The 24,651-nt window shown below is 71.8% G+C and carries 23 protein-coding genes and 2 pseudogenes; 7 read left to right on the top strand and 18 right to left on the bottom strand.

Features of this window, described 5'->3' with window-relative positions; translation table 11 throughout:
• Nucleotides 1–17 precede the first annotated feature (17 nt).
• The 3 genes from ACZ3TI_RS11025 to ACZ3TI_RS11035 form a co-directional block, all read right to left on the bottom strand.
• Nucleotides 18–1,226, bottom strand: a complete 1,209-nt coding sequence (locus tag ACZ3TI_RS11025) for a hypothetical protein (RefSeq protein ID WP_465725715.1) — start codon at nt 1,224–1,226, stop codon at nt 18–20.
• A 251-nt stretch (nt 1,227–1,477) separates the two neighbouring features.
• Nucleotides 1,478–2,911 carry a hypothetical protein gene (locus tag ACZ3TI_RS11030; protein WP_465725717.1) on the bottom strand — a complete coding sequence of 478 codons (1,434 nt, stop codon included), beginning with the start codon at nt 2,909–2,911 and terminating at the stop codon, nt 1,478–1,480.
• Entirely contained in the window at nt 2,908–3,585 is a 678-nt protein-coding gene (locus ACZ3TI_RS11035; protein ID WP_465725719.1) for an RNA polymerase sigma factor, read from the bottom strand. Before ACZ3TI_RS11035 ends, ACZ3TI_RS11030 begins: the two co-directional genes overlap by 4 nt.
• A gap of 367 nt (nt 3,586–3,952) precedes the next feature.
• Between ACZ3TI_RS11035 and ACZ3TI_RS11040 the strand changes: the two genes are divergently transcribed.
• Nucleotides 3,953–4,897, top strand: a complete 945-nt coding sequence (locus ACZ3TI_RS11040; protein WP_465726046.1) for a helix-turn-helix domain-containing protein — start codon at nt 3,953–3,955, stop codon at nt 4,895–4,897.
• Between the two features lie 12 nt (nt 4,898–4,909).
• Here ACZ3TI_RS11040 and ACZ3TI_RS11045 read toward each other — a convergent pair whose 3' ends face one another.
• The 7 genes from ACZ3TI_RS11045 to ACZ3TI_RS11075 all read right to left on the bottom strand — a co-directional run bounded on the left by ACZ3TI_RS11045 (nt 4,910) and on the right by ACZ3TI_RS11075 (nt 11,416).
• Entirely contained in the window at nt 4,910–5,683 is a 774-nt protein-coding gene (locus ACZ3TI_RS11045) for a MerR family transcriptional regulator (protein ID WP_465725721.1), read from the bottom strand.
• A gap of 108 nt (nt 5,684–5,791) precedes the next feature.
• Nucleotides 5,792–7,018 carry a hypothetical protein gene (locus ACZ3TI_RS11050; protein WP_465725723.1) on the bottom strand — a complete coding sequence of 409 codons (1,227 nt, stop codon included), beginning with the start codon at nt 7,016–7,018 and terminating at the stop codon, nt 5,792–5,794.
• A gap of 137 nt (nt 7,019–7,155) precedes the next feature.
• Complete coding sequence (locus ACZ3TI_RS11055; protein WP_465725725.1) at nt 7,156–8,280, bottom strand: LPXTG cell wall anchor domain-containing protein; 1,125 nt, start codon at nt 8,278–8,280, stop codon at nt 7,156–7,158.
• 278 nt (nt 8,281–8,558) lie between these two features.
• Complete coding sequence (locus ACZ3TI_RS11060) at nt 8,559–9,137, bottom strand: flavodoxin family protein (RefSeq protein ID WP_465725727.1); 579 nt, start codon at nt 9,135–9,137, stop codon at nt 8,559–8,561.
• 95 nt (nt 9,138–9,232) lie between these two features.
• Nucleotides 9,233–10,147 carry an NAD(P)-dependent oxidoreductase gene (locus ACZ3TI_RS11065; RefSeq protein WP_465725728.1) on the bottom strand — a complete coding sequence of 305 codons (915 nt, stop codon included), beginning with the start codon at nt 10,145–10,147 and terminating at the stop codon, nt 9,233–9,235.
• A gap of 85 nt (nt 10,148–10,232) precedes the next feature.
• A complete protein-coding gene (locus tag ACZ3TI_RS11070; protein WP_465725730.1) occupies nt 10,233–10,658 on the bottom strand; it encodes a YunG family protein in 426 nt (141 codons plus the stop codon).
• 197 nt (nt 10,659–10,855) lie between these two features.
• Nucleotides 10,856–11,416 carry a GlcG/HbpS family heme-binding protein gene (locus ACZ3TI_RS11075; RefSeq protein ID WP_465725732.1) on the bottom strand — a complete coding sequence of 187 codons (561 nt, stop codon included), beginning with the start codon at nt 11,414–11,416 and terminating at the stop codon, nt 10,856–10,858.
• Nucleotides 11,417–11,735: 319 nt separating this feature from the next.
• Between ACZ3TI_RS11075 and ACZ3TI_RS11080 the strand changes: the two genes are divergently transcribed.
• Entirely contained in the window at nt 11,736–12,953 is a 1,218-nt protein-coding gene (locus tag ACZ3TI_RS11080) for a sensor histidine kinase (RefSeq protein WP_465725734.1), read from the top strand.
• On the top strand, nt 12,950–13,591 hold the full coding sequence (locus ACZ3TI_RS11085) for a response regulator (protein ID WP_465725736.1): 642 nt from the start codon (nt 12,950–12,952) through the stop codon (nt 13,589–13,591). Before ACZ3TI_RS11080 ends, ACZ3TI_RS11085 begins: the two co-directional genes overlap by 4 nt.
• A 506-nt stretch (nt 13,592–14,097) precedes the next feature.
• Here ACZ3TI_RS11085 and ACZ3TI_RS11090 read toward each other — a convergent pair.
• Nucleotides 14,098–14,577, bottom strand: a complete 480-nt coding sequence (locus ACZ3TI_RS11090) for a hypothetical protein (RefSeq protein WP_465725738.1) — start codon at nt 14,575–14,577, stop codon at nt 14,098–14,100.
• A gap of 343 nt (nt 14,578–14,920) precedes the next feature.
• On the opposite strand from ACZ3TI_RS11090, the gene ACZ3TI_RS11095 reads away from it, so the two are divergent.
• Both ACZ3TI_RS11095 and ACZ3TI_RS11100 read left to right on the top strand, forming a co-directional pair.
• Nucleotides 14,921–15,703, top strand: coding sequence for an alpha/beta fold hydrolase (locus ACZ3TI_RS11095; RefSeq protein WP_465725740.1), 783 nt, complete (start codon nt 14,921–14,923; stop codon nt 15,701–15,703).
• A gap of 180 nt (nt 15,704–15,883) precedes the next feature.
• A complete protein-coding gene (locus ACZ3TI_RS11100) occupies nt 15,884–17,002 on the top strand; it encodes a nucleotide disphospho-sugar-binding domain-containing protein (RefSeq protein ID WP_465725742.1) in 1,119 nt (372 codons plus the stop codon).
• Between the two features lie 209 nt (nt 17,003–17,211).
• Here the strand turns inward: ACZ3TI_RS11100 and ACZ3TI_RS11105 are convergent.
• The 6 genes and pseudogenes from ACZ3TI_RS11105 to ACZ3TI_RS11130 all read right to left on the bottom strand — a co-directional run.
• Nucleotides 17,212–17,472: pseudogene (locus tag ACZ3TI_RS11105) on the bottom strand (M20/M25/M40 family metallo-hydrolase); the annotation flags it as partial.
• A 77-nt stretch (nt 17,473–17,549) separates the two neighbouring features.
• Nucleotides 17,550–17,960, bottom strand: a pseudogene (locus ACZ3TI_RS11110) (MobC domain-containing protein); the annotation flags it as partial.
• A 491-nt stretch (nt 17,961–18,451) separates the two neighbouring features.
• On the bottom strand, nt 18,452–18,640 hold the full coding sequence (locus tag ACZ3TI_RS11115; RefSeq protein ID WP_465725744.1) for a hypothetical protein: 189 nt from the start codon (nt 18,638–18,640) through the stop codon (nt 18,452–18,454).
• A 514-nt stretch (nt 18,641–19,154) separates the two neighbouring features.
• The gene (locus ACZ3TI_RS11120) at nt 19,155–19,499 is read right to left on the bottom strand and encodes a DUF6086 family protein (RefSeq protein WP_465725745.1); all 345 of its coding nucleotides are present in this window, start codon (nt 19,497–19,499) and stop codon (nt 19,155–19,157) included.
• Between the two features lie 14 nt (nt 19,500–19,513).
• Nucleotides 19,514–20,722: a putative T7SS-secreted protein gene (locus ACZ3TI_RS11125; RefSeq protein ID WP_465725747.1), complete on the bottom strand. Its 1,209-nt coding sequence runs from the start codon at nt 20,720–20,722 to the stop codon at nt 19,514–19,516.
• A complete protein-coding gene (locus tag ACZ3TI_RS11130) occupies nt 20,722–21,000 on the bottom strand; it encodes a hypothetical protein (protein WP_465725748.1) in 279 nt (92 codons plus the stop codon). Before ACZ3TI_RS11130 ends, ACZ3TI_RS11125 begins: the two co-directional genes overlap by 1 nt.
• A 1,405-nt stretch (nt 21,001–22,405) precedes the next feature.
• Between ACZ3TI_RS11130 and ACZ3TI_RS11135 the strand changes: the two genes are divergently transcribed.
• Entirely contained in the window at nt 22,406–23,350 is a 945-nt protein-coding gene (locus ACZ3TI_RS11135; protein WP_465725750.1) for a nuclease-related domain-containing protein, read from the top strand.
• Nucleotide 23,351: 1 nt separating this feature from the next.
• Here ACZ3TI_RS11135 and ACZ3TI_RS11140 read toward each other — a convergent pair whose 3' ends face one another.
• Entirely contained in the window at nt 23,352–23,831 is a 480-nt protein-coding gene (locus ACZ3TI_RS11140; protein ID WP_465726048.1) for an NUDIX hydrolase, read from the bottom strand.
• A gap of 18 nt (nt 23,832–23,849) precedes the next feature.
• On the opposite strand from ACZ3TI_RS11140, the gene ACZ3TI_RS11145 reads away from it, so the two are divergent.
• On the top strand, nt 23,850–24,629 hold the full coding sequence (locus ACZ3TI_RS11145) for a GntR family transcriptional regulator (protein WP_465725752.1): 780 nt from the start codon (nt 23,850–23,852) through the stop codon (nt 24,627–24,629).
• The last annotated feature ends 22 nt before the right edge of the window (nt 24,630–24,651 follow it).

Below are 24,651 nucleotides of genomic sequence, written 5' to 3' on the forward strand. Positions count from 1 at the left end.
TTCGGCGTGCCCGGGGGTCAGCGCCGGACGTCGGGCCGGACCGCGACGGTCTCGCCGTCGCGGCCGTCCCAGTCGCCGCCGACCCGGATCTCCACCGGACCGCCGTTGCCGGTCCGCTTCAGGCCGACCCGGAAGGTGTACTCGACCGGGTTGCCCTTCATCACGCCGACCAGCTCGGCCGGCGCCACCCCGAGGCGCCCGTTGCAGTCCGCGGTCACCTCGAAGGACTTCCACGCGTTGCCGACCTTCGCCTCCATCGTGACGTCCGACCCGGTCAGGCCCGCGCCGGTGGCGAGGGACAGGTCCACCGTCGGGCGCAGCAGGGTCGGCCCGTCCGGCGAGGAGACCTTGAAGGAGAACTCGGTCGGGGCCCCGCCGACGACCAGCGCGGTGGGGGCGGACACCGAGGTCACCACCGGGCGCTGGCGGTCGACGACCGAGGTGGTGACCACGCTGTTCGTCATGATCGTGAGGGAGTGCGGCAGCACGGCGTCCGCCTCGACGGCCAGCCGGCCCGGCCGGTTGCCCGCGGCGAGGACCATCCGGTACTCGACGGTCCGGCTCTCGCCCGCGGCGAGGGTGAAGGCCGCGTCCTCGCCCGTGCCCGCGTAGTCCATCCCGCCGCCCTGGCTCAGCGACGGCAGGGTCTTCCAGCCCGAGGCGTCCTTGCGCTCGAGCTTGCCCTGCGCCATCGGGAGCATCTGCGTGCACGGCGCGCCCTCGAACTCCCGGGTCGCCACCACCGGCGCCACCGCGCGGCTGCCCGAGGAGTCGTTGTTCTTCCAGGTCACCGAGAAGGACACCTGGTCGCCCACCTGGACCTGCCGGCCGCTGCTCAGGCCGTTGAAGGTGATCCCGATGCCACCGGCCTTGGGCGCGTTCGTGGTGACGGGCTTGGGCGTGTCCTTGGGCGCGTCCTTGGGCTCCGGCTTGGACTCCGCCTTGGTGGCGGTGCCGGTCGGGGCCTTGGCGGCCACCCCGGTGGGCGTCTCGACGGCGGCGGGCGCGGAGGCGGTCGGGGCGGCGGCGGGGGCGGAGCTCGGTGCGGCCTGGGTGGGCACGGCCGGGGTCGCGGTCGGCGCGGTCGGCGCGCTCGCGGCGGGGCGGACGGCGGTAGGGGCGGTCTGGCGGGCGGCGTCCGACGGGTCGCAGGCGGTGGCCCCGACGGCGGCGATGACGGCAAGCGGGACGATCTTCGCAATACGGGCGATAACGGACGCGCTCATGTGACAGTCCCCCCAAGGACACGGTGCTGGTGGTTTCGGATGAGTGGACGCCTTGCCCGCGTCCCGAGGAGCCGGCCCGAGCAACAGCCCCGCCGGCTCGCTCTCCCCGCCTCTCACCCTGATAGACGTCCTTCCCCGCGGGGGGTTGCAGCCGGATCCGAAGATTTTTCCTCGACCTCGCCCCGGAACGCCGAAAGGCGCCGTGCCCAGGGGATTCCTGGTCACGGCGCCTCGGGGCGGCCGACGATCGGCTACTTCACGACAATCTCCTTGATGACCGTCTCGCCGATCACGGTCAGCGGGCCGCTGCCGTCGTACGGCAGCGTCGCCTGCATCCGCAGCGGCATGGCCCCCGGCCCGTCGGCGGGGTCGATGGTCAGCCGGTACATCACCGTGTGGCTCGCGCCCGGCGCCAGGGGGAAAACTGCCGCCTTGCCGCTCATCGCGTAGTCCATGCCGCCTCCGGGCGACATGCTCACCTGGGTCCAGCTGCCGCCGTCCTGACGCTCCATCTTGCCGGCGTTCATCGGGATCGGGCCGTCCGGCGTCCCCGGGTAGGGTTCGGTGAAGACCAGCGGCTGGACCGACGGCAGGTTGGCCGTGCCGGTGTTCCGGTACGTCACCGAGAAGGTCACCGGCCGGTCCTTGGCGGACACCATCCCCGTGGGAAGGATCCCGCTGTACGTGACGGCGACGGTGTCCTTGTCCAACGGAGCCGCCGACGGCGTCGCCCCCGGCGCCTTGTGGCCGCTGACGTCCAGGCTGTTGACGATCGACTGAAGGCTCGCCTGGTAGTCGCTCTTGAGGCCGACCGCCGAGACGAAGACCAGGTCCTTGGGCAGCGCCCAGATCTGCGCCGTGAAGGGGGACTTGCCGCAGGTCACCTGCCACTGCGACTTGAGGGCGGGGCGGCCGGAGACGGTGGGGGTGCTCTTCGCCGGACCGGTGCCGGTGATCGATTCGCCCGCGGGCACGTGCGGGTCGTCCCAGATCGGGCAGTAGGGCTCGTGACCCCAGCCGTCGCCCGCGTCGAGGTCGCCGATCGACGGCCAGATCTCCTCGCTCTCGCTGTCGTAGACCGACAGCACCACGCCGTAGGGCCGGCAGTCCCTGGCGCCCGCGTCCTTCGGGGCCCCCGGGCTCAGGAGGCAGAGGTGCTCGCCGTCGTTGACGGGCCGCCAGCCGGCCGGGATCTTCAGCTTGACGCCGCGGAAGGTGTACGAGGTCGCCGGGCCCACCGGGGGTGCGGTGTTGGTGGCCGACGAGCTGGAGGACGGGGCGCCGTCGGCAAGGGGGACCTCGGTCTCGGGCTCGCCCGTCGGGGTGCCGCTGCCGGTGTCGGTGGGGGTGACCGACGGGGTGGGGGTGGCGGTCGGCTCGGCGGTCGGGCTGGGGGAGGTCGTCACGGTGGCGGCCGGCGGCGGGACCTGGTCGTGGGCGACCGGCTCGCCGTGGAAGGTGAGGACGCTGAGCGCCATCGCGGCGGCAAGGCCGAGCGGGACGGTGACGGCGTACACCGGACGCAGCCGGCGGATCCGGCTCCTCGGGGGCGCGGCCGGGCGCAGGCTGTTCGCCGTGACCAGGGCGGCGCGTGCGCCCATCGCCTCGCGGAGCAGCCGTTCCGTCGGGGTTTCGGCCGGCTCGTCGCCGTCGCCGCCGATTCGGCGGGGGAACTTGTCGGTCATCGAACCTTCTCCAGGTGCTTTTCCAAGGCGTCCAGGGCGCGACTGGCCGTGGACTTCACGGCGCCCCGGGACAGCCCCAGGGTCTCGGCTATCTGCGCCTCCGACATGTCGGACCAGTAGCGCAGCACCAGCACCTCTCGCTGGCGGGGAGTCAACTCCTGCATCGCCACCAGAACCCGTCGGTGCTCGTCGTTGAGCACCGCGTGGTCCTCCGCCGAAGCGGCGTCGGGCTCGTGCGGCGGGACGTACTCGCGGGCGGTCTTGCGGCGGCGCAGCATCGAGCGGGCGCCGTTGACCACCGACGTCCGCAGGTATCCGAGCGCGTTGTCCAGGTCGTCCAGCTCCTCGCCGTAGCGCTGGTAGAGCTGGGTGAAGGCCTCCTGGACGACGTCCTCGGCCAGGTCCTGGTGGTCGACCAGGAGCACGGCCATGCGCACCAGGCCGAGCCGGTGGGCGTGGTAGAGGTCGGTCAGGGTGGGCCGGGGCTCGGCTGGCTTGCGGCCGCCGCGCAGCAGCCGGAAGCCGGAGCGGCGCTGCTTCGCCTCCTGCTCGGTCACGGGGCCGGCGAGCGGCTCGCCGGCCTCCTGCGCTCCGAACAGCGCGGCGACCATCCCGCGGACGGTGAAGCCGCGCGCCCTTGCCGGCGCGACGATCGGCCCGATGGCCATGGACATGCGCGTTTCCGCTTTCCCCCGGGACGGTGACGGCTTCCGCCGGACCGTCAGGTCACCTGATCAAGATCGTGATCGGTGGGATCCTCCCAGCTGCCCCCGGTCCGGTTCCCTCCGCCCCCGTACCAATGGACGTGCGAGCGAGGTGGAGGTTGCAGGTGGGTTCCGAGAAAAGTTCCGAGCTGGCCGGAACGGCTACACTCACCGGCATTCCGCCACCCGTGAACAGGGGGTTCGCATGGCCGAGCAGAACGTCGAGGGCCCGGTCGGTGCCGGTGCGGCGACCGCGCCGCGGCCGCGACCGGTGGCCGTCGCCATCGGCCGGCGGCCGGAGCCCGTCCACGACGTCGCGGTGTACGCCTTCGAGGGCATGGCACCGTTCGAACTCGGCGTCGTGGTCGAGGTGTTCGGGCTGGCCCGGCCCGAGCTCGCCGGGCTGCTGGCGACTCCCTGGTACGGGCTGAAGGTGTGCGCCGACCGGCCCGGGACGGCGCTGGACGCGGTGGGCGGCTTCTCCCTGACCGCCCGGCACGGGCTGGACGAACTGGCCGCGGCCGACACCGTGGTGGTCCCCGGGGTGCCGAACGCCTTCGGCGGCGACGTCTCGCCCGCCCTGGTGGCGGCGCTGCGCACGGCGCACGAGCGCGGCGCCCGGATCGTGTCGATCTGCTCGGGCGCCTTCGCGCTGGCGGCCGCCGGGCTGCTGGACGGCCGGGAGGCGACCACCCACTGGCGGTACGCCGAGCTGCTCCAGCAGCGCCACCCGGCCGTGCGGGTCAACCCGGACGTGCTGTACGTCGACAACGGGGACGTGCTCACCAGCGCGGGCAGCGCCGCCGGGATCGACCTCTGCCTGCACCTGGTCCGCCGGGACCACGGCGCCAAGGTGGCCAACACCGTGGCCCGCCGCTTCGTGGTGGCACCGCACCGGGACGGTGGACAGGCCCAGTTCATCGAGGCCGCCGTCCGCCCGGTCGAGGAGGAGGACGACGGGGTCGCCCGCAGCATGCAGTGGGCGCTGGACCACCTGTCGTCCCCGTTGACCGTTCCGGTGCTGGCCCGCGCCGCCCGGATGTCGGACCGCTCGTACCTGCGGCACTTCACCGCCCGCAACGGGACCAGTCCGATGCGCTGGGTCGTCACCCAGCGCATCGCGGCCAGCCTGCCGCTGCTGGAGTCCCCGGACGGGACGGTGGAGGAGATCGCCGCGGCGGTCGGCTTCGAGAGCTCCGCGACCTTCCGCCACCACTTCGGGCGGGTGATGCGCACCTCGCCGACCGCCTACCGCCGCTCCTTCGGGCGCGGGGTGGCGTGACGCCGTCGGGCCCTACGCCTTCTCGTGCCGGTCCGCGTTGGCGACGATGGCGTCGTGCAGCCACTGCGCCAGTCCCGGGGCGAGGTCGTCGTACATGCCCGTCCAGCGCGGGTCGGAGACGTACAGGCAGGCCAGACCGCGGTGGATGGTGAAGGTGCAGTCGTAGAAGTTCCGGCAGATGTGCTGCCGGTGCGCCTCGGCGAGGTCCATGGCCACCGTGCCGTCGGCGGCCTCGCCGGCGGTGAGCGCCTCGGTCAGCCGGGTATTGAGTCCGGTCATCTCGGTCTGGATCCGCTGCCAGTCGGCCTTGGAGTAGCCGCCGGTGCGGCGCTGCGACTCGGCCCAGGCCGCGGTGTCGCCCCAGCGCTGCTCGGCCTCCTGCTCCCAGTCCTCCTGGTAGCCCTCGCCGAAGATCTCGAACTTCTCCTCCGGGGTCAGCTGAATGCCCATTCTCCGTGCCTCCATGGCGTGTTCGACAGCTGTGGCGAGCTCCTGGAGGTGCTTGATCCGGTCGGTCAGCAGCCGGTGCTGCCGCCGGAGGTGCTCGCTCGGGCTCACCGAGCGGTCGTCCAGGATCGCCGCGATCTCCTCCAGGGGGAAGCCGAGTTCGCGGTAGAAGAGGATCTGCTGCAGCCGGTCGAGGTCGGCGTCCACGTACCGGCGGTAGCCGGACCGGGTACGGCCGGCGGGGGACAGCAGGCCGATCTCGTCGTAGTGGTGCAGGGTGCGGACGGTCACCTTGGCGATCTTCGCCACGGCGCCGACCGAGTAGCCCTCACTGGTCATCGGGGTTCCTCCCTGGTGCTGACCGCCACCCTCCGCTCTCACGTCGCGTGAGGGTCAAGCCACATTCCGGGTGTCAGCCGCTGGCGTCCGCTGCTCGGCGTCGGCCGCTCAGGCGTCGGCGCCGACCAGCACCCGCTCGCGCCGCCGGGCCGACCGGCGCCCGCCGTCACCCTGGCCGCCGACCCGCGGACGGCGGGGCTGCTGGGTGGGCCAGAGCAGCACGTACGCGGCGGAGACCACCACGAAGGCGAGCCGGACGAAGCCGCGGGCCGAGTCGGACGGGAGGAACAGCGTGCCGCCGTACAGCGCGGCCAGCGCTATCCAGCTCCACCACGGAACGAGCCGCTTCTGCCCGACCGCGTCCCAGAGCAGGGTGCCGAGCAGGATCGAGGCAGTGTAGTAGGTGTAGACGCTCGGGTCGAGCAGGATCCGGGCGTCCGCGCCGAGCAGCACCACGGCCGGCCAGCGCCCGCGCCACACCGCGATGCTGCCGAGGCCGAGGCCGAGCGCGAACTGGGTCGGGCGGTCCCACCAGGGGGTGGCCGGGTCCGTCACCCCGAACCAGCGCAGCGCGGAGGCGGGCTGGTTCGGGATGGTGAACTTCGCGGCCGCCATGGTGTCCAGGTTGCCCAGGTAGAACGGCAGCCAGGCGACCGCCACCAGGGCGGCGAACCAGAGTGCGGTACGCAGCCAGGAGGGCCGGGGCAGCGCCAGGATCAGCGGGGCGAAGGCGATCGCCCAGGGCTTGGAGTCCACCGCCAGCGCCAGGAAGACCGCGACCTGGGTGGGCTTGCCGCGGGCCAGGGCGTGCGCGGCGAGGGTGGTGAAGAACAACGCGAGGACGTCGTCCAGGTGCGCGAAGCGGACCGACACCTCGACCCACATCGGGATGAAGGCCAGTCCGGCGATCAGCAGGCGCTGCTGGAGCCGACGGTGGTTGGTGCCGGTGCCCAGGTAGTAGAGGGCGGCGGTGCGGCCGACCACGACCAGCATCACCAGGCCGAGCGCGGCGCTCGCCGCCTCGGCGACCAGCTGGCCGGTGTGCGGCGAGAACGGGGCGGTGAGCCGGGCCGCGGCCAGGCTGACCGGGCCGATCTGCAGCTCCGGGTGGTGGGCGTAGAGCGACAGTCCGCCGTCGGGCTGGCCGCTGAAGAGCAGCTGCTCGCCCTGGCGCAGGTAGTGCCAGGAGAAGCCGCCGCTCGGCTCGACCAGGAAGAACCAGAGCACCGTCCAGGCGACCAGCAGAACGTGGTGCCTGCGGAGCGGCAGCCCCGCGATGCGCCCGGTCGCCGCCTCGTAATCGGTGGTGGCCCGTGCCGTGCGTGCTTCCCGCACCTGTCCTCTCCCCGCCGTTCCGCCCCCCTCCGGCCGGACATCCTATGTGACGCAGGAGTACCGCCCGTGCCGCCCGCGTGGCCGTCCGGTGGACGGTGCGGGGGACACGGGCGGGTGCCTCGGAACCTGCGCTGGGGTCAGCTGTGCTGGCCCGACTTGCGGCGGCGCAGCACCACGAGGGTGCCGACACCGGCGACCAGGACGCCGCCGCCGACGGCCGCGATCATGGTGGTGTCGTCGCCGCCACCGGTGGTGGCGAGGGACTTGTCCGCGTTGGCGGCGTCGGTCTTGGCCTTGCTGACACCACCCGGGGTGATCTTCGGCGGGGTGACGGTCGGGTTCTGCACCGGGAAGTCGATCGGCTGCGGGGCATCGCTGCTGCTGTCGCCGGACGGCGCGGTGGTCGGGGCCGTCGTGGTCGGGGCCGTCGTCGGCGCCGTCGGCCCGGTGGTGGCGGTCGAGGTGGCGGTGGCGGTCGGCGTCGCGGTGGCGGTGGCCGTGGCCGTGGCGGTCGGCGACGCGCTGGAGGTCGGCGTGTGGGTGGCCGTCGGCGAGCCGCTCGCGGTCGGGCTCGGCTTGCCGGTCTTGGTCGGGGTGGGGGTCGGGCTGGGCTTGCCGCCGCCGGCCTTGATGGTGAAGCCGGCGCCCTTGATCCCGTCGCAGCTGAAGCGGCCGTGGTCGTTCTCGTCGTTGGCGTCGGCGGAGTAGACCACCGGCACGACGCCGGCCTTGCCCAGTGGCGCGTCCTTGGTGAAGGAGGCGCGGACCTTGATGTCGATGCTCTTGCCCTGGGCGAGGTAGAGCAGCGCGCCGTCGCCGGCGTCGCCGCCGTCGGTGACGCTGCCGAGGAACATCAGCACGGCGCCGTCGTCGCCGTCGCCGCCGCCGGGGGCGACGACGGCGGCCTTCCAGATGCCGCCGCCGGGCAGCGCGGCCGGCAGCTGGTACTCGAGCTTGAGGTCGTTCGCCTTGAGCGAGCCCGCCTTGTTCTTGAACTTCAGCAGCGGGTAGGCGACGAAGTCGGTCTTCGTCGAGTTGTCGATCCGGTAGGTGAACTCGTGGGCGTCACCACCGGCGAAGAAGGTGCCGGGCACACCGCGCACCGAGAGGTCGAGAGCCTGGTGGCCCGCCTTCTCGGCCGGCGCGGAGGCGGTCGGGGAGCCGGTGGTGCCGACGGCCATGGCGCCCTGGGCGCCGGCCAGCACGAGCGAGGACGCGAGCGCGGCGGCGCCGGCGAGGGCAAGACTGCGACGTATGGACAAGGGAGACCTCACGGACGTTTCCGGGCGAGGCCCGGGCGCGAGAGGGCGGCCGCAGACGCCGCGTCCCCCCGCGAAGCTGAAAGTGCGACGGAGAGTACCGAACGATCCGGCCGGTCCGGAAGGCGGGTGCCGCGCTGTGCCCGCGGGATGCAGACGGCCCGCCCGGTTCGTCCAACTCCGTCCATCCGCAAGGCTTTTGTGCTTTGCCAAAAGATGACCGAAGGTGACGGGTACACGTCCGGAGGACCGTACCGCACGGGCGGGCGCGGGAGAAGCCGTCAGCCCGAGAAGAAGGACTTGGCCGCGATCAGCGCCCGCTCGTCGCGCAGCACGTCCCCCGGGCGGGTGCCGTTGCCCAGCAGCGCACCGCCCCAGCGCATCCCCATGTACTCGGCGGTCAGCTTGAGCGTGCCGACCAGCGGCTCGGCCTTGTCCTCGGAGCCGCTGAGGACGGTGACGTCCCACAGGGTGGCGCCGCCCATCCGGGCGCGGAAGTCGAGCCCGGGCACCCGGAGCCAGCCCGCCCAGTGGTCGAGGTAGAGCTTGGCGCTGGTCGGCAGGGTGTACCAGTACAGCGGCGCGACGAGGACCAGGTCGGTGGCGGCCAGGGTGGCGTCCAGCAGGGTCCGCTCGTGGCCGACCGGCTCGGGGGTGTGCCCCTCGCCGACGTGCCGCCGGTCCCGGTAGGGCTGCAGCGGGTGCTCGTCGAGCCGCAGCCAGCGCTGCTCGGCGCCCTCCGGCAGACTCGACTCGGCGGCCAGCCGGGCGAGTCGGACGGTGTTGCCGTCGGCGCGCGCACTGGCGTCGAGGAACAGGAAACGGCGCGGCGCCCCGGCGCCGGACGGCTGGTCGGACATCGAGACTCCCCCGGTCACGTGATGTGGACGGGGGTGCCAGCAGCCTACGCCCGCCGGTTATTCCGCGGGTTCCGCCTGCTCCGTGCCCGCGAGGGTCACTCGGGGAGTCCGGCCCGGCGGCGGGCGACGGCGGCGACCGCCGCCCAGTCCTTGTCCCCGTCGCCGTGGGCCAGCGCGTCCAGGAAGGCGTCCCGCAGGATGCTGCCGAACGGCAGCGGCACGTGGCGCGCGGCCCCCGCCTCCAGCGCCAGGCCGACGTCCTTGAGCCCGAGCGGCAGCCGGAACCCGGCGGGCTCGTAGCGGCGCTCGGCCACCATCGCGCCGTAGCCGGAGTAGATCGGCCCGGGAAAGAGCGTGCCGGTGAGCATCTCGATCAGGTCGGTCGGCCGGACCCCGTTCGCCTCGGCCAGGCTGCACGCCTCGGCCATCGACTCGATCGCGCAGGCCAGCAGGAAGTTGGTGCTGATCTTGGCGGTGTTGGCCTGCCGGGGGCTCTCACCGAAGTGCCAGGTGCGCTGCCCCATCGCGGCGAACAGCGGCTCAGCCCTGACCAGCAGGTCGGCGGCGCCCGCGGCCAGGATGTTCAGCCGGCCCTCCGCCGCGACCGGCGGCCGGCCGAGGACGGGCGCGGCGACGTAGCCGATGCCGTGCTCGGCGTGCAGCGCCTCGGCCCGCTCGGCGAGCGCGAGCGAGACCGAGGCCATGTTGACGTGCAGGGTCGCCGTGGCACCGGACAGCAGGGCGGGGTCGAGCAGCAGGCGCTCGACCGCGTCGTCGTTGGCGAGCATGGAGACCACCGTGTCGGCGGCGAACACCTCGGCGAGCGAGCCCGCCGCCTGCGCGCCCGCGGACACCAGCGCGGCCACCGGCTCCGGCGAGCGGTTCCAGACCCGTACCGCGTGACCGGCCCGCAGCAGGCTGCCCGCCATGCCCCGGCCCATCGCACCCAGCCCCACGAAGCCGACCGTCGTCCCGGTCATCCGCGCACTCCCGCCGCCGTCGTCGATCACTTCGGCCGACTGTACGTCAGGATGCCAACCGGCTCGGAAACGCGTGGTGCTCGGATGCTCGGGCCACTCGGGGCCCTCGGGGCACTCAGGCGCAGGCGCGGGCCGGCATCCGGGTGCGGTTCGCGGCGGCTCCGCGCTCCAGCTCGGCGACCACCCGGCCGCGCAGCAGCTCGTACTGGGCCTGCAGCCGGCCGGGACGGGCCGGCCGGGCGACCGGGCGACCGGGGCCGACCAGTTCGTCCGGCCCGAACTGCTCGCGGGTGAGGTCGATCTCGAAGCCGGTGGCGAAGCGGTTCCACCAGTGGAGGTCCGTCCGGACCCCGTCGACGTGCACCTCGCCCATCATCAGCTCGCCACCGAGCAGGTCGTGCAGCACCATCGCCGTCACCCCGCACTGGCCGCGGGCGGGATTGTCGGGACGCCAGTGGGCCAGGTCCTCGGGCGCACAGGTGTCGACACCCCAGGAGGAGCGGATCGCACGTTCGATGTCGTTGAGGGTCCACGCCGTCATACCGGGAAGCCTGCCACGAGGCACTGACAGCGGCAGCGGCTTTTCGAAGGGTCACCCCGTGTTCTGCGGCGACCCCCCGGCCGTTCACCCGAAGGAGTCAATGCAACCGGCCGGTCGGCCGACCCGCGTTCACGGGACGGCCCACCGGCCTGCGTTCACCTCACCGGCGTCACTTCGCCAGCGTCACTTCGCCAGCGTCACTTCGCCAGGGCGGCCACGCCGGCCTGCGCGAACTGCTCGTCCAGGTCGCCGCTGGGCGCGCCCGCGACACCGATCGCCGCGACCGGAGCGCCCTTCGACTGCACCGGGGCGCCGCCGGCCAGGAACAGCGTGCCCGGGATGTCCTTCAGGTTCGGGGCCTGGGCCAGGCGCTTGGCCAGCTCCGAGGTCGGCGCGTTCCAGGAGACCGCGGTGAAGGCCTTGCGCTCGGCCGACGCCGGGGCCTGCGGACCGGCGCCGTCGCCCTTCAGCAGCACCCGGGTGACACCGTCGCGGTCGACGACGGCGACCGAGACGTGCTGGCCGGCCTTGGTCGCCGCGTCCAGGGCGGCCTGGGCGGCGCGGGTGGCGGCGTCGATGGTGAGGCCGGTGCTCTGGGCGAGGTTCTTGTTCTGGGTGTCGACGCTCACGGCGGCGGGGGCGGCCGGGGTCTCGCTGGTCTCGGCGCTCGCCGAGACGGCGCCCACGGTGGCGGCGGCGATCGCGGCGGCGGCGACGGCGCCGGTCAGCACCCGGGTGCGCACGGAGGTCTTCTTCATGGTCCAGCTCCTCGACGGGTCTGCGGGATGGTGCGGGGGTTCGGGGCCGCCGGGCGTCGGGGGGTCGCCCGGCGGCATGCTTCGATCCTCCGGCCGGGGACCGGTCCGCCACATCGGCGGTCCGGCGCCGGCGTCCGGGCACGATGGAGGACGGCGGCGTCAACCGATCGGCTGATGCGGGACCGGGCCGGACGGGCCACCATCGAGGGATCGGCGCAGGTCAACGCGGACCCATCGCCCGCGCGCCGCCCGCGCGCCGCCCGGGCCCGTCCACGTCGCCCGCGCCGTCCGCGCCGTCCCGTTCGACCAGGAGCCACCCGTGCCACAGCCCCGCCCCGCAGCCCCCGGAGCCGGCCGCGACGCCGGGGAGCCGGACGCGGGCCGACTGGCGCTGCTGCTGGACTCCGCCTTCGTGGTGCTGCTCGCCGCCTCGCTCAACCGCTACCTCACCCACCACTCGGGCAGCGCCCAGGCGCCCTGGGTGATCGGGCTGAGCGCCGCGCTGGCCGCCGCCCAGCCGGCCGGCTCCTGGCTCGACCACCACCGGCCGACCCCCTCGGGCCGGCGCCGCCGGTGGCCCCTGGCGCTGGTGGTCGCGCTCTGGGTGGTGCTGGTGCTGCTCGCGCCGAGCTTCGCCTGGTGCGCCGTCCCGCTGATCTACACCGCGCTGCGGGCGCTGCCCGCGAAGGCGGCGATCCCGCTGGTGGGCGCGCTGACCCTGCTGGTGGTGATCGCCGAGATCCGGCTGCCCGGCGGGGCGGACGCCACGCTCGTCCTGCTGCCGCCCGCCGTGGCCGCGCTCGCCACCGGCGTCTTCCTCTTCATGGCCCGGCAGGCCGCCCGGCAGCGCGCGCTGATCGCCGACCTGGTCCGCACCCGGCGCGAACTCGCCGCCACCGAGCGGCGGGAGGGCACCCTGGCCGAACGCGCGCGGCTGGCGATGGAGATCCACGACACCCTCGCCCAGGGCCTGTCCAGCCAGCAGATGCTGCTGCAGGCCGCCGAACGCACCTGGGACACCGCTCCGGCGACCGCCCGCACCCATGTCCGCACCGCCGCCGAGGTGGCCGCCCGGAACCTGGCCGAGGCCCGCCGCTTCGTCCACGACCTCGCGCCGGCCGAGCTCGCCGACGGTCGGACGCTCGACCAGGCGCTGCGGGCGCTGGCCGACCGGGAGTCCGCCGAGAGCGGGTTGCCGGTCCGCTTCCACCTGGACGGCACTCCCGTGCCGCTGCCGGCCGCCGCGCAGTCCGCGCTGCTGCGGATCGCCCAGGGCGCGCTGGCCAACGTCCGCGAGCACGCCGGGGCGTCGGCCGCGGCGATCACGCTGTCCTTCCTCGGCGCCCAGGCCGTCCTGGACGTCGCGGACGACGGGCTGGGCTTCGACCCGGCGGCCGCGGGCACCGGGGGCGGCCGCGGGTACGGGCTGCCCGCGATGCGCGCCCGGCTGCGACAGCTGGGTGGCACGCTGACCGTGGAGAGCACCCCCGGCGAGGGCACCGTCGTCTCCGCCGCGATCCCCCTGGAGCACCGATGAACACCACGCGCACGGCCCCCGTCCGGCTGCTGGTCTGCGACGACCACGCGGTGGTCCGGGCCGGACTGCTGGCGCTGCTCGCCAGCGCGGGCGACATCGAGGTGGTCGGCGAGGCCAGCACCGGGGAGGAGGCCGTCGCCCTGGCCGCCCGGCTGGCGCCGCAGGTGGTGCTGATGGACCTCCAACTCGGCGACGGCATCGACGGCGTGGAGGCCACCCGGCGGATCACCGCCGCCCCGGGCGGGTCGCACGTCCTGGTGCTCACCACGTACGACACCGACGCCGACATCACCCGGGCGATCGCCGCCGGCGCCACCGGCTACCTGCTGAAGGCCGAGCGGCCGGAGGAGCTGTTCGCCGCCGTGCACGCGGCCGCGCAGGGCCGGACGGTGCTCTCGCCGCCGGTCGCCTCCCGGGTGATGGCGCAGATGCGGGCGCCCGCGCCGCAGCTCACCGAGCGCGAGCAGGACATCCTCGAGCAGCTGGCGCAGGGGCTGGGCAACCGCGAGATCGCGCGGGCGCTGTTCATCAGCGAGGCCACCGTGAAGACCCATCTCGGGCGGATCTACGACAAGTTGGGCGTGGACACCCGGGCGGGCGCGGTGGCGGTGGCGAAGGAGCGCCGGCTGCTGCGCTGAGCCGGACGGGTCGTAAGCTCTACCCTCCCGCTCCGGTCGGCGCCCCGACGCACCGCGGCTGCGCTGGGCGTTCGCGCGGTGCCGCTGCGTGCTGCCGCGGCGCGTGGAATGTCGGATTCCAGGCCGACGCGCATCCGGCGCGCGGCACGGTCGGGACCGCGCGCCCCGCCGGCCGGACACCCCGAAGGGCCCCACAACCGGCTGGTCCGACGCCTTTCGCGCCGGTCCGGGACGCTCACCACAATGTGGATGTTTCGTGGATTTCACTATTGACAAACCAACCACGCGGTTTGTTAGCGTGATGTCAACGACGTCCCCGGGGGTGGGGACTCGCCGGGGCCTGTGCGGACCGCTCTCGCCGGAGGGTTGCTGCCAGGGGGGAACGGCGAGGCTGCCGGGGTGTCGGGGGGAGCGGCCGCGCCGAAGCCGCGCGACGAGGCGGCGTGGAGCGAGTCCGGGGGGACTCGCTCCACGCCTCCCCCGGTCTCCGTACGCCGAACTGCCGGCTAGGCCAGGGCACTCCAGTACGGACAGCAGACGTGGGGCAGCGGCGCGGAGCCGCGACCGTCCGCGGCCGACAGTGCCGGGATCCGCTCCGAGCGGGCCACTCCGGGCGAACTCGCGGTCACTCCGGCTTCGCCCAACTCGCCGAAACGCAGCGCCAGTCGGTAGCCGTCCCGGGTGGTCGCGGCGACCGAGGGGCGCTCCCGGTCGGCGTTCAGCGCGGTGATCGTCCAGCCGCGCCGCCGCCAGTGCCGCTCCACCACGCCCGCCAGCACCGCCCGCCGGGGCAGCGAGACCACGGTGAGGATGTCCCGCCCCCGGGTCACGTACCAGAGCACCGCCGGACCGCGCCCCGGCTGCGGCAGCCGGGCACCCGCCCGGGGTGCCGCCTCCCGCCAGGCGGGCGCCGGGTCGATGGCGTCCACGGTGTCCCGGAGCAGCGTCTCGCAGCGCTCGGCGGCGCCGAGTTGATCGACCGTCACGCCCGGGTCCGGTCCCGACCGCCACCGGGCGGGCGCGACCGGCGCTCCACCGGGGCAGCCGCCCGGACGGCCGAGGTTGAGTTCGGCACCACCTGACTGCACGGGGCCCTCCGTACTCCTCCCGGTGTTCAACCCGGGCCGGGATTCCGTCACTGCTTGGACGGTGACCGGGCACGGACAGTTCCGCCACCATCCATCCCCCACCGTTTCCGCACACTCGAATTGCACTGCACGGTGCAGTTGAATCACTGCTCTGCACTGTGTAGTTTACTTCTCGTGCCGCCAACGGGCCCAGCCCGCCGAACCCCGCGGCACCACCGCCCGCCTCCGAGAGGACACCGCCATGCCCACCATCACCGTCGGCACCGCCCGCATCCCCTACCGCGTCGTCGGCGACGGCCCCGACACCCTCGCCCTGGTCCACGGCACCGGCCCCGGCTCCGGCATGTGGGACGGCCTGCTGGACTCCTTCACCGACCGCTACACCGTGCTGCTGCCCGACCTCTCCGGCAGCGAAGCCGCCGAGGACGACGGCAGCCCGCTCGCCCTGGAGACCCTCGCCGCCCAGGTCAACGCCGTGATCGACGACGCCGGCCGCGGCCCCGCCGACGTCTTCGGCTTCTCGCTCGGCGCCGTCGTCGCCACCGCGGCCGCCGCCCGGCGACCCGACCAGGTCCACCGACTGGTCGCCGCCGCCGGCTGGATCAGCGCCGAACAGGACGAGTACCTGCGCCTGTCCATGGCCACCTGGCTCTCGCTCGCCGAGAACCCGAGCGCCTTCGGCGGCTACGCCACCCTCACCGCCTTCAGCAGCGGCTTCCTCGACCGGATCGGCCGCGCCGCCGTCGAGGCCAACACCGCCTACATGCAGCCAACTCCCGGCACCCTGCGGCACATCGCCCTGAACCTCGGCCTGGACCTCACCCCGTTTCTCCCCCACGTCCAGGTCCCGGCCCTGGTGATCGGCTGCACCCAGGACGCCACCGTCCCGGTACGCAACGCCAGGAGCCTGCACGCCGCCCTCCCGGGCAGCGTCTACGCCGAGTTCGACACCGGCCACGTCGTGCTCGCCGAGGAGACCGAGGCGTTCACCAAGACCGTCCGGGAGTTCCTCGACGCCGCCTGAGCGACGGGCCGCGGGCAGCCGACGGCGGGCGGAAGCGGGGATCGGAGCACACCGCCGCCCGAGTGGCAAGTCCCTGTCCAGAAAGGCCGATTACCGCGCATGACACCCGGAATGAAATTGACTGCACGTCAGCTTTCAAGGTGAGACTGCCCAGTCAGCTTTGTTCGCAAGGAGTGGACCATGCGCATACTCTTCACCGGCCCCGCCGCGGCCGGTCACCTCTTCCCGATGGTGCCGACCGCCCAGGCGCTGCGCGCCGCCGGGCACGAGGTGCTGTTCGCCTGCGGGCAGCCGCTCGACCAGCTCCGCAGCGCGGGCTTCCCGATCGTCGAGATCGGCGATGGCCGCACCCTGATGGATCTGTTCCAGGAGCGCCTCGAGGGCAAGATCGAGTACGTCACCCAGGACGAGTCCCAGGACGAGATCTTCGCCCGGGCGGCCGCGATCTTCGCGTACGCCTCCCGCCCCTCCGTGGACGGACTGCTGGAGGCCGCCACCGAGTGGGGCGCCGACCTGATCGTCCACGACTCCTTCCAGGCCGCCGCGCCGCTGGTGGCGACCCTGCTCAAGATCCCGTCGGTGATCAACAACTTCGGGGTCAGCGCCGGCCTCCCGATGAGCGACCTGATCGCCTCCCACTTCACCGACGTCTACGAGCGGTTCGGCCTGGCCGGTCCGGCCGCCTCGACCGCGCTCAACGTCGGCCCGCTCGGCGGCGACCCGGACGGTCTGTCGATGCGCTACATCCCCTACAACGGGGGCGGCATCGTGCCGGCCGAGTTCCTCCGCCCCACCAGCGACCGCCCGCGGGTCGTCGTCACCCTGGGCACCGTCCTCGCCCAGCTCGACGGCGTCCGGGCGGTCGTCCGCCTGGTCGAGTCGGCGGCCGAGGTCGACGCGGACTTCCTGCTCGCGGTCGGCGGCGCCGACCTCGCCCCGCTCGGCACCCTGCCCGACAACGTCCGCGGACTGCCCTGGGTCCCGCTCAACGAACTGCTCGGTCGCGCCGACGCGTTGATCCACCACGGCGGCTCGGGCACCATGCTGACCGCGCTCCAGGCCGGGCTGCCCCAGCTGCTCCTCCCCCAGGGCGCGGACCACTTCATCAACACCGAGGCCCTCACCGCGAGCGGTGCCGCCCTGAGCTCCGCCTCCGACGACGTGGACGCCGCCCTGCTCGACCGCCTCCTCACCGACCCCGGTCTGCGCGAGGCCGCCCAGCGGCTCCAGGCGGAGAACGCCGCCCTGCCCACCCCGACCGCCCTCGTCCCCACCCTCGAAGCCCTCACCACCGGCTGAACCCCGGCCCGGATCCGCACGGGAAAGCGCGGACGCACGACAGCCCGACCGCCGGAGAAGGCGGTCGGGCTGTCGTGCGTCCGGGTTCTCAGGCCCGGGCGGTCACTCGATCACCACCGCGTCGGCGAACCAGGTGCGCCTTCGACCGCGGCTTCCAGCCGACGACGAGAATGCGTCCGCTCATGCTGTGTCCTCCGTTCGGGGGGTGATCACGGTGTGCTGTCGGGCACGCCCTGGGCGCGGATCGCGTCCACCAGTCCGGTGACCAGGCGCGCCCGCGGCACCATCGCGTCGACCACGACGTACTCGTGGTCGGCGTGGGCGCCGCCACCGACCGCGCCCAGGCCGTCGAGCGTCGGCACGCCCAGGGCGGCGGTGAAGTTGCCGTCGCTGCCGCCGCCGACCGCCGTGCCCGCGAGGCCCGGCTGCAGTCGGCGCGCCAGCCGGAACAGCGACTCCGACGCCGCATCGCGGCGGCGTCGATCTCGGCGATCACCAGCCTGGCCTGGTCGAGCACGCCGTTCACGGCGGTGGCCGCGTCGCGGACCTCGGTAGGTGCGAGGTCGTTACCGGAGTTGTGGGCGCGGGCGAGCTGGTTGAGGTTGTTGGCCACGCCGGCGTACTGGCGGCGGATCGCGCCGAGCTCGTTGACCGCAGCGTCCAGGCTCTCGTCGCGCCCACCTGCCGGGCTGTCGTCGGACAGCACCTTGAGCTTCGCGTAGTACGCGACGGCCTTCTTCCCGGCTGCGGCCCGCTTCTTCACCAGCGCCTCTTCCTCGTCGTTGACGCGGAAGGAGACCTTGGAACGCTTCGGGTTGTCGTTGTCGCGGCGGCTGCGCTTGGGCGCGCGGTGAGAATCGACTCGATCAGCACGACCTGTGGCAGACGGCTCGCTGTCGACGGCGCTCGCGGCGCGGGAGTTGGCGGGCTTCCCCCAGAGTGCCGCGCCTCGCGGCACGCCCCCGGTGATGCCGCGCGCGCCCCCGTGCTCGGCAGCACCACCTCGTCCGTGCCCTCCTGGGCGCGGGCGTCCGCGTCCGGGCCCCGATCAGGGGTCCGGACGCACTCGCTTGCTCCCGTCGGGGTGCTCTGTCGGTCAACTCCGTGGCGACAGAGGAAGTTTGCAAGCCTCCCAGCCTGGCCGTTCGGTGTCTGGCTGGCGGTCTTCACGGGGGTACTCCAGGGGGTGTCGGTCGGTTGTGGCTGTGTGGGTGGGCCGTTTCCTGACGGATGCCGGCTCGGTCGTGCCGGACTTCGCGGGTATGGGCGGCAGATCGGGCAGGGCTTTCCGACCTGACTCCGCCGCGGAGAAGGGGGCCGGTCCGCGGCGGAGGTCGAGTTCTACCGAGCGGGGTCATCGGCAGCGGGGAACCTCCGCCGACTGCGGCTGCGAGTGGGCACAAGTCGGTGACCGGCCGACCGCGACGGGTCGGCCGGTCACGGTGGTGGTCAGCGAGCCGTGGGGCTCTGACCGTCCTGTCCGCCGTTCCACTCCCGGCGGAGCTGTTTCATCAGCTCGGTGAGGCGGGTACTGACGAGCGGAAGAACGGCCTCGCGGACGGCCTGCTCGACCATCGCGCGGGTGAGTCGACCGTGGGCGGCGACCGCCGCGCGGCTGACCTCCAGCAGCTGTTCCACTGACGCGCCCGGCGGGCGGCCTATCAGCTTGCCTGCGCGGCGACAGGATCGTCGACACGGGAGTCGTCCGCTGTGTCAGCGGCTTCCGCCCACTCGTCGGCCGACTGATCCCGGGCCCCGATCGGGGCGAGGAGTGGCGCGACCGGCTTCTACAACACCCACCGCATCCAAAAGCGCCTCGGCTGGCTCAGCCCCGACGAGTACGAGGCGAGGTACTACGCCGACCAGGCGACGGCCGAACCAGTGGCCGTCGAACCGCCTGAACCCGTCCTGACCAGGTAATCAGCACCTCCCGCACAGCGGGGGAAGCTCAGGCCGCCAGTTGACTCATCCGCACCCACGAAAACCGGCAGACCTACGCGGCGCCATGTTCTGTGAGGCCTGGTACGGCCGCTCCCGGCACCACAACACACTCCTCTGTCCCCCGGTACTGACCGCATCCGGTCGAAGTGGCTGCGAATGCCCGCGGCAAAGACGCACAGCCGAGGGAGCTGCGCGACCAGTCCGGTCACTCTCAGCGCGGCATCGACCTCGCGTGCTCCTGGCGCAGCTGGGCCCAAGCCGCGACCTGGTCCGGCTCACCGGACGGAAGCTGCCCGCCAGCCCGCTCGACCAGAACCGACGCCGTAGCGATGAAGCCCACCGTGAGCGATCGGAGGATGGGGTGGGTCGCTTCGTGATACCGCCGCACAAGTTCGGCAACGAAGGCCTCCAGGACCGGGAGATCGAGTTCGCACTCATCCTCGATGATCTCGCCGATTCCCGATTCCAGACTGAAGGCAGACGCCACCGCCGCTGCCTCTCCGGTGAACAACCGGGCCACCGTGTTCGACGGATCCCACACGATCTCGTCCTCCACCTGGAAAGTGCAACTCACTGTGCCCACCTAACTGTTACGTCTACGCCCGGATTGGCGGCTTTCCAATCCTCGACAGCTTGTTCAACCGCAGCCCTGAACTGAGGTGTCGCTCCCGGCTCCGTGAAGTCCATACCGAGTGGAGCATTCTCGTAACCCTCGAGATAGGGACGAGCGCGGATATACGAGTCGAGCTTCTTGACGACGTTCTTCTGCACCCACTTCTGCGGGTCCATCCGCGGGTCCTGGCCGGTGGCCGTCTTCTCCTCCCAGAGAGTCCCGTTCTCTACTCGATCGATATCGGTGATCGTATCCGAAAGATCGGATGGATTGTCGACAACGTAGTTGGTATCACCCTCCCGCGGTGGCCGGACACGATTCGAGACGGGCTCGGTACCAGTGTCTCCCCCACCACCGCCACCGCCTCCGTCGGAGCTCATGTTGACCCGATCTGGACCAGCCGCATCCTGCATGATCGTGTTCAGGCCAGCGCCCGCCAGCCCGAGACCGCCGGTAATGGCTGCGGCTGAGACGATGTTGACCGGCACACCCAGCACCGCCCCGATGCCGGTGGCATCGAGAGCGAAGCCACCGATCTCACCACCCGCACCGAGCACCGCCAGACCCAGCCCACCTGCCAGTTCGAGCACAGCGCCCGGGTCGTGCACCATGGCATTGCCCACCGACGCGAGGTCGTCGAGAACTACTTCTCCGGCCTTCTCAACAAAATGCCCGGCATCGGAGAAGAACCCTCCGATGTCATCGCCCAGGCGGGACCAGAAACCCGGCTTGGGCGGCGCCAGGTCACGGGCCTTCCCGACTTTGGCAGCTGCAGTGTCACCAGCAGATGCCAGCTGTTCTCTGGCACTGCGCAGCGTTTCACCCGCTGTCGCCTTGTCGCCGGAGTCCCACTGGCTGACCGCTGTGGCCGCTTGGGCCTGCGCCCACACCAAGGTCGAGACATAGCTCTTGAGTGCGTCAGCGGCATCGTGAAATGCATCGCCAGCCTGAAGCCACTTTCCCGGCTGCCCATGGAATGCGTGGCGGAAAGCGTCTCCAGCGTCTCCACGCCAGCCGTCAACGGTGTCGATACGTTGCAGTCCGACCCCTGCCTGATGCAGATGGTCGCCATAGGAACGCAGTTCGGCCTCGGTCGCGTAGATCGCCGGCGGGCTTCCAGGGATCAATGATTTCGGATCGCTCGTGGTGCCGAGTTCTGCCGCCATCAGTGCACTCCGGGATCGGCCCCGGGAGCGGTCACCATCGTGCCGCTCTGGACGACATGCTGATGTGCGTCCTGCTCAGCCTTGGCGTACGCATTCACACTGAGCGTCAGCCGACTTCTGATCTCCTTGCCGTCCTTGGCAAGATTGTCCACGCCGCGTTTCCATCGACTCAGGAAATCGGACAGCGTGCTCGCTAAGTGGCCATGACCGATCGCCGACGATTCATGGGGTATGTCGGTGACCTTCCGCCGACTCACCTGCTCGAGGGTGCCATTCACACCTGCGGCCGCATCCCTCAACGCACCAAGATCCACAGAGTAACCCTCTGACACCATGCCCCCTTGACCCCGCCTACGTCACGCCCCGTTCCCGACGCCGTGGAATCCACTGCGCCACCCCGGCCCATCTTGCGATGAGCCGATCAAATCTTCTATCGATCAACTACCAAATGAAGGTCAAAACTTGTGAATCAGCATGCGATCAGGACGCCGAAAGGAGGTGGAAACCTTGATCCCGCCGTCCACAGCGCATTGGCCGATGACCTGGATCGCACGGCGACGGTCACCTCTCCCTCGAGCAGAAGTGCACCGCCAGCCAGGAAGCCCGGCTCGTCGTGGCTTGCATCTCCATTGCTCCGAGAGCGGCCACCGCGGCTCGCGCCTTCCAAGCGCGCGGCGATCGGAAGTGTGGCCCCAAAAGGTCACCCAGGCGCCTTCTGGCACGGATCTGGCACGGCACGCCCGAATTGGTCCAGACAACACGAAAGCCGCAGGTCGCTGACCTGCGGCTTTCGATATGGAGCGGGCGACGAGAATCGAACTCGCGCTCTAAGCTTGGGAATCTCGCCAACTGATCCGCCACACATGGCCCCTGACGTGCAGCAATGCCGCGCTATCGGCCTTCTGGAGCCCGCTCGGCAAGGCCGCTACTGACCGCTGTTGACCGCCTGCGCCCGCCCCTTGGGGCACGGTTGAGACACGCAGACACGGCCCCGGCGCCGCCAGCACACTTCGGGCTGAGCGGGCGGTCCCCTCCTCGATCGGGCAGCTTCGCCGCACCCGGGTTCTCCAGGGGCCGCCAAGGCTCACCCGGTGACGCTTGCGCTTGGCCTTGGCGGCCCCTGGAGGTTCCGGGTACGCCCTTGGGTGACCGATCGAGGAGGGACCTCCCGCGACCCGCCCACGACCACCCCGTCGAAGCCGCACCCATGCGCCTGCCCCCGGTCCCCTCCGAGAGAGGGCCCGGCGGAGCCTCATGCCTTGACCCGCACCGTCCCCGCCTGCCCGGCGGGCTCTCTCACATCGGCATCCCCGGCCGCACGCTCGCGTGCGCGGCCGGCCGCCGCCGAAGCGGGGCGCAGACAGGAGCGACGGCGAGCGGCAGGGCCGCGCGCTGGCGCGCTGTGCGCGCCCTTGAACCAGTAGCGAAACTCGTAACAGCCACCTTCCCAACCCACCCCCTCACCCCAACTCCCCTGCTACCTATCCCCATCCAACACACCGCCCGCCTGGGTCTGCGCGACGTCGGCACCCACGCCTTGGAACCCGTAGACACCATCGCTCGCTCCGACCGTGCCTCCTAGCCTCTGCCTGAACTGGCCCGGCTGGCCGACTCTCGCGTTCCTGCTGAGCGGTCCGTGGGCATGCTGACCTTGGTCAGGGAGGCCATACCGGAGGGGGACGAATGACGGAGCTGGTGGTCAAGCCTTGGCGGGTGCCCGGGAAGGAACGGCTCTACGTCAACAAGGCTGGCGCCCGCGGGGATTCAGTGGCCTGGCTGGACTGCAAGACCGGGGTCGTCACGGTCGACATCCCGGAGTTCGAAGCCCTCGCACTGGCCAAGGTCGAGGGGTGGTGCAAGTCCTTCGGCAACCACGTGCCACCGCGCACGGTTCGGCATCAAGGAACGAAGAATCCGGCCGAGATCGCGACTTCGGCGCTCGTGCCACAGCCCCGGGAAGAGGTCCCGTTCCTTCCCCCGATGCGAGACGAAGACGACCTTGCGCGGAACCTGCCCGGCGCGGGGCTGGAGAGCCTGGTGCGCGAGGGCGAAGAGAGGTACGGGCTACTCGTCCGGCTGGCTGCCAAGATCTCCCGCCAGCGCCTCGGCGATTCGACCACGCTTCGTGGTCTGGAAGGTGAGCAGTTCGTCGGGGCCCGGCTGGAGCCACTGAAAGTTGCCGGCTGGAAGGTCCTGCACGGGGTGCCGCTGCCGTCGGGGTCCGACATCGACCACGTGGTGATCGGCCCGCCGGGCGTCTTCACGATCAACTCGAAGCACCACCCGGGCGCCACGGTATGGGTCGGCGACAAGATGGTGAAGGTCAACCGCAACAGCTTCCCGTACCTGGAGAACTCGGAGTTCGAGGCGATCCGTACCGCCAAGCTGCTCACCGAGTGGTGCGGCTTCGAGGTCCCCGTTCACGCCGTCATCGCCGTCGTCGGCGCCCAGAAGATCACGCTGGGTGCGACACCGGGGGTGACGGTCATCGATGGTGAGCAGATCGCCTCGGCTCTGCCCTCCCGGCCGGCGGTGCTGTCCCCGACCAGGGTGGATCGGATCTTCACCATCGCCCGCCACCGGCACGTCTGGAGCCAGATGGGCAAACGCGGTAGGAAGACCGGCTGACTCAGCTCGCTTGCGGCATGTCGATGAGCGTCCGGCCGTCGTGCGTCCGGACGTGCGGAGCCGCGTCGCCCTGGACGGCGTCGAGCAGACGGACGGCATAAACCTCACCCATACGGTCGGCGATCTCCTCCGGGGTGAGCCATGCGACGGCCGTCGACTCGTCCGATAGCTGCTCGCTACCGCCCTCGGGGTGGCACCGGAAGACCAGGGCGACGATCCCACGAGTCACGTTCTTGTAGACCCCGGTGAGCCGCTCCACCGAGACCTTGATCCCGGTCTCCTCGTACACCTCGCGGCGTACGCCGTCCTCGACTGTCTCCGAGAGCTCCAGCACTCCGCCGGGCGGCTCCCAGGTGCCGTTGTCGGCCCGCCGGATCGCGAGAATCCGGCCGTCCTCACGTACCACCGCCCCAGCCACAGACACGGAGTGGAGAGGCGTTGAAACTTGTTGCGAGGGGCTGGTACTCATGTACAGGAGGATAGGAGACCTTTCAGCACCATGGCGAGTGGCGAGGCCGCATCGACGGCGAAGGCGAAGTACCAGCAGATCGCGGACGACTTGGCGTCGCAGATCCGATCCGGGGTCCTGGCTCCCGGTGCGGCAATCCCCAGCGAAGCCGAACTCATGGAGCGCTACGGGGTGGCCTCCGGCACGGTCCGCAAGGCGGTCGCGGAGCTGCGGACGACACAGCTAATCGAGACGCACCACGGACGGGGCTCCTTCGTTCGCTCTCGCCCTCCGGTACAGCGCAAGTCCTCGGACCGCTTCCGGCGCGCGCACCGGCTCGCCGGCAAGGCTGCTTACCTCGCCGAGGCAGAGCAGTCCGGCGGCAAGCCTTCCGTGAACGTGCTCTTCGTCGGACCGGTCGACGCCCCGGAAGAGATCGCCGAGCGGCTGAACGTGCCCGCCGGCTCGAAGGTACTAGCCCGTAAGCGACGGTACTTCCGCGACGGGACGCCGACCGAGGAAGCCACCTCCTACCTGCCCTGGGACGTGGTGAAGGACATCCCGGAGACGTTCGCCGAGAACCCCGGCGGCGGTGGCATCTACGCGCGGCTTGAGGAGCACGGTCACACCTTGGCCGAGTTCACCGAGACCGTCCGGGCCCGGCTGGCCACCAAGGCCGAAACAGCCGCGCTGGCACTGAGTCCCGGCTCCCCAGTGATCCACCTCGTCCGGGATGCCGTCACCGACGCCGGCCGAGTAGTGGAGGTCTGCGACACCGTAATGGCCGCTGACCAGTTCGTTCTTGACTACCGCTTCCCCGCGCGCGACTGACGTCAGCTCAACTCTCGCAGCC

Source organism: Kitasatospora sp. NPDC023120, from assembly GCF_055560835.1.

Coding starts and splice junctions, on each gene's coding strand:
- ACZ3TI_RS11025 (WP_465725715.1), bottom strand. CDS start 1,226: ATGAGCGCGTCCGTTATCGCCCGTATTGCGAAGATCGTCCCGCTTGCC.
- ACZ3TI_RS11030 (WP_465725717.1), bottom strand. CDS start 2,911: ATGACCGACAAGTTCCCCCGCCGAATCGGCGGCGACGGCGACGAGCCG.
- ACZ3TI_RS11035 (WP_465725719.1), bottom strand. CDS start 3,585: ATGTCCATGGCCATCGGGCCGATCGTCGCGCCGGCAAGGGCGCGCGGC.
- ACZ3TI_RS11040 (WP_465726046.1), top strand. CDS start 3,953: ATGGCACCGTTCGAACTCGGCGTCGTGGTCGAGGTGTTCGGGCTGGCC.
- ACZ3TI_RS11045 (WP_465725721.1), bottom strand. CDS start 5,683: ATGACCAGTGAGGGCTACTCGGTCGGCGCCGTGGCGAAGATCGCCAAG.
- ACZ3TI_RS11060 (WP_465725727.1), bottom strand. CDS start 9,137: ATGTCCGACCAGCCGTCCGGCGCCGGGGCGCCGCGCCGTTTCCTGTTC.
- ACZ3TI_RS11070 (WP_465725730.1), bottom strand. CDS start 10,658: ATGACGGCGTGGACCCTCAACGACATCGAACGTGCGATCCGCTCCTCC.
- ACZ3TI_RS11075 (WP_465725732.1), bottom strand. CDS start 11,416: ATGAAGAAGACCTCCGTGCGCACCCGGGTGCTGACCGGCGCCGTCGCC.
- ACZ3TI_RS11085 (WP_465725736.1), top strand. CDS start 12,950: ATGAACACCACGCGCACGGCCCCCGTCCGGCTGCTGGTCTGCGACGAC.
- ACZ3TI_RS11095 (WP_465725740.1), top strand. CDS start 14,921: ATGCCCACCATCACCGTCGGCACCGCCCGCATCCCCTACCGCGTCGTC.
- ACZ3TI_RS11100 (WP_465725742.1), top strand. CDS start 15,884: ATGCGCATACTCTTCACCGGCCCCGCCGCGGCCGGTCACCTCTTCCCG.
- ACZ3TI_RS11125 (WP_465725747.1), bottom strand. CDS start 20,722: ATGGCGGCAGAACTCGGCACCACGAGCGATCCGAAATCATTGATCCCT.
- ACZ3TI_RS11135 (WP_465725750.1), top strand. CDS start 22,406: ATGACGGAGCTGGTGGTCAAGCCTTGGCGGGTGCCCGGGAAGGAACGG.
- ACZ3TI_RS11145 (WP_465725752.1), top strand. CDS start 23,850: ATGGCGAGTGGCGAGGCCGCATCGACGGCGAAGGCGAAGTACCAGCAG.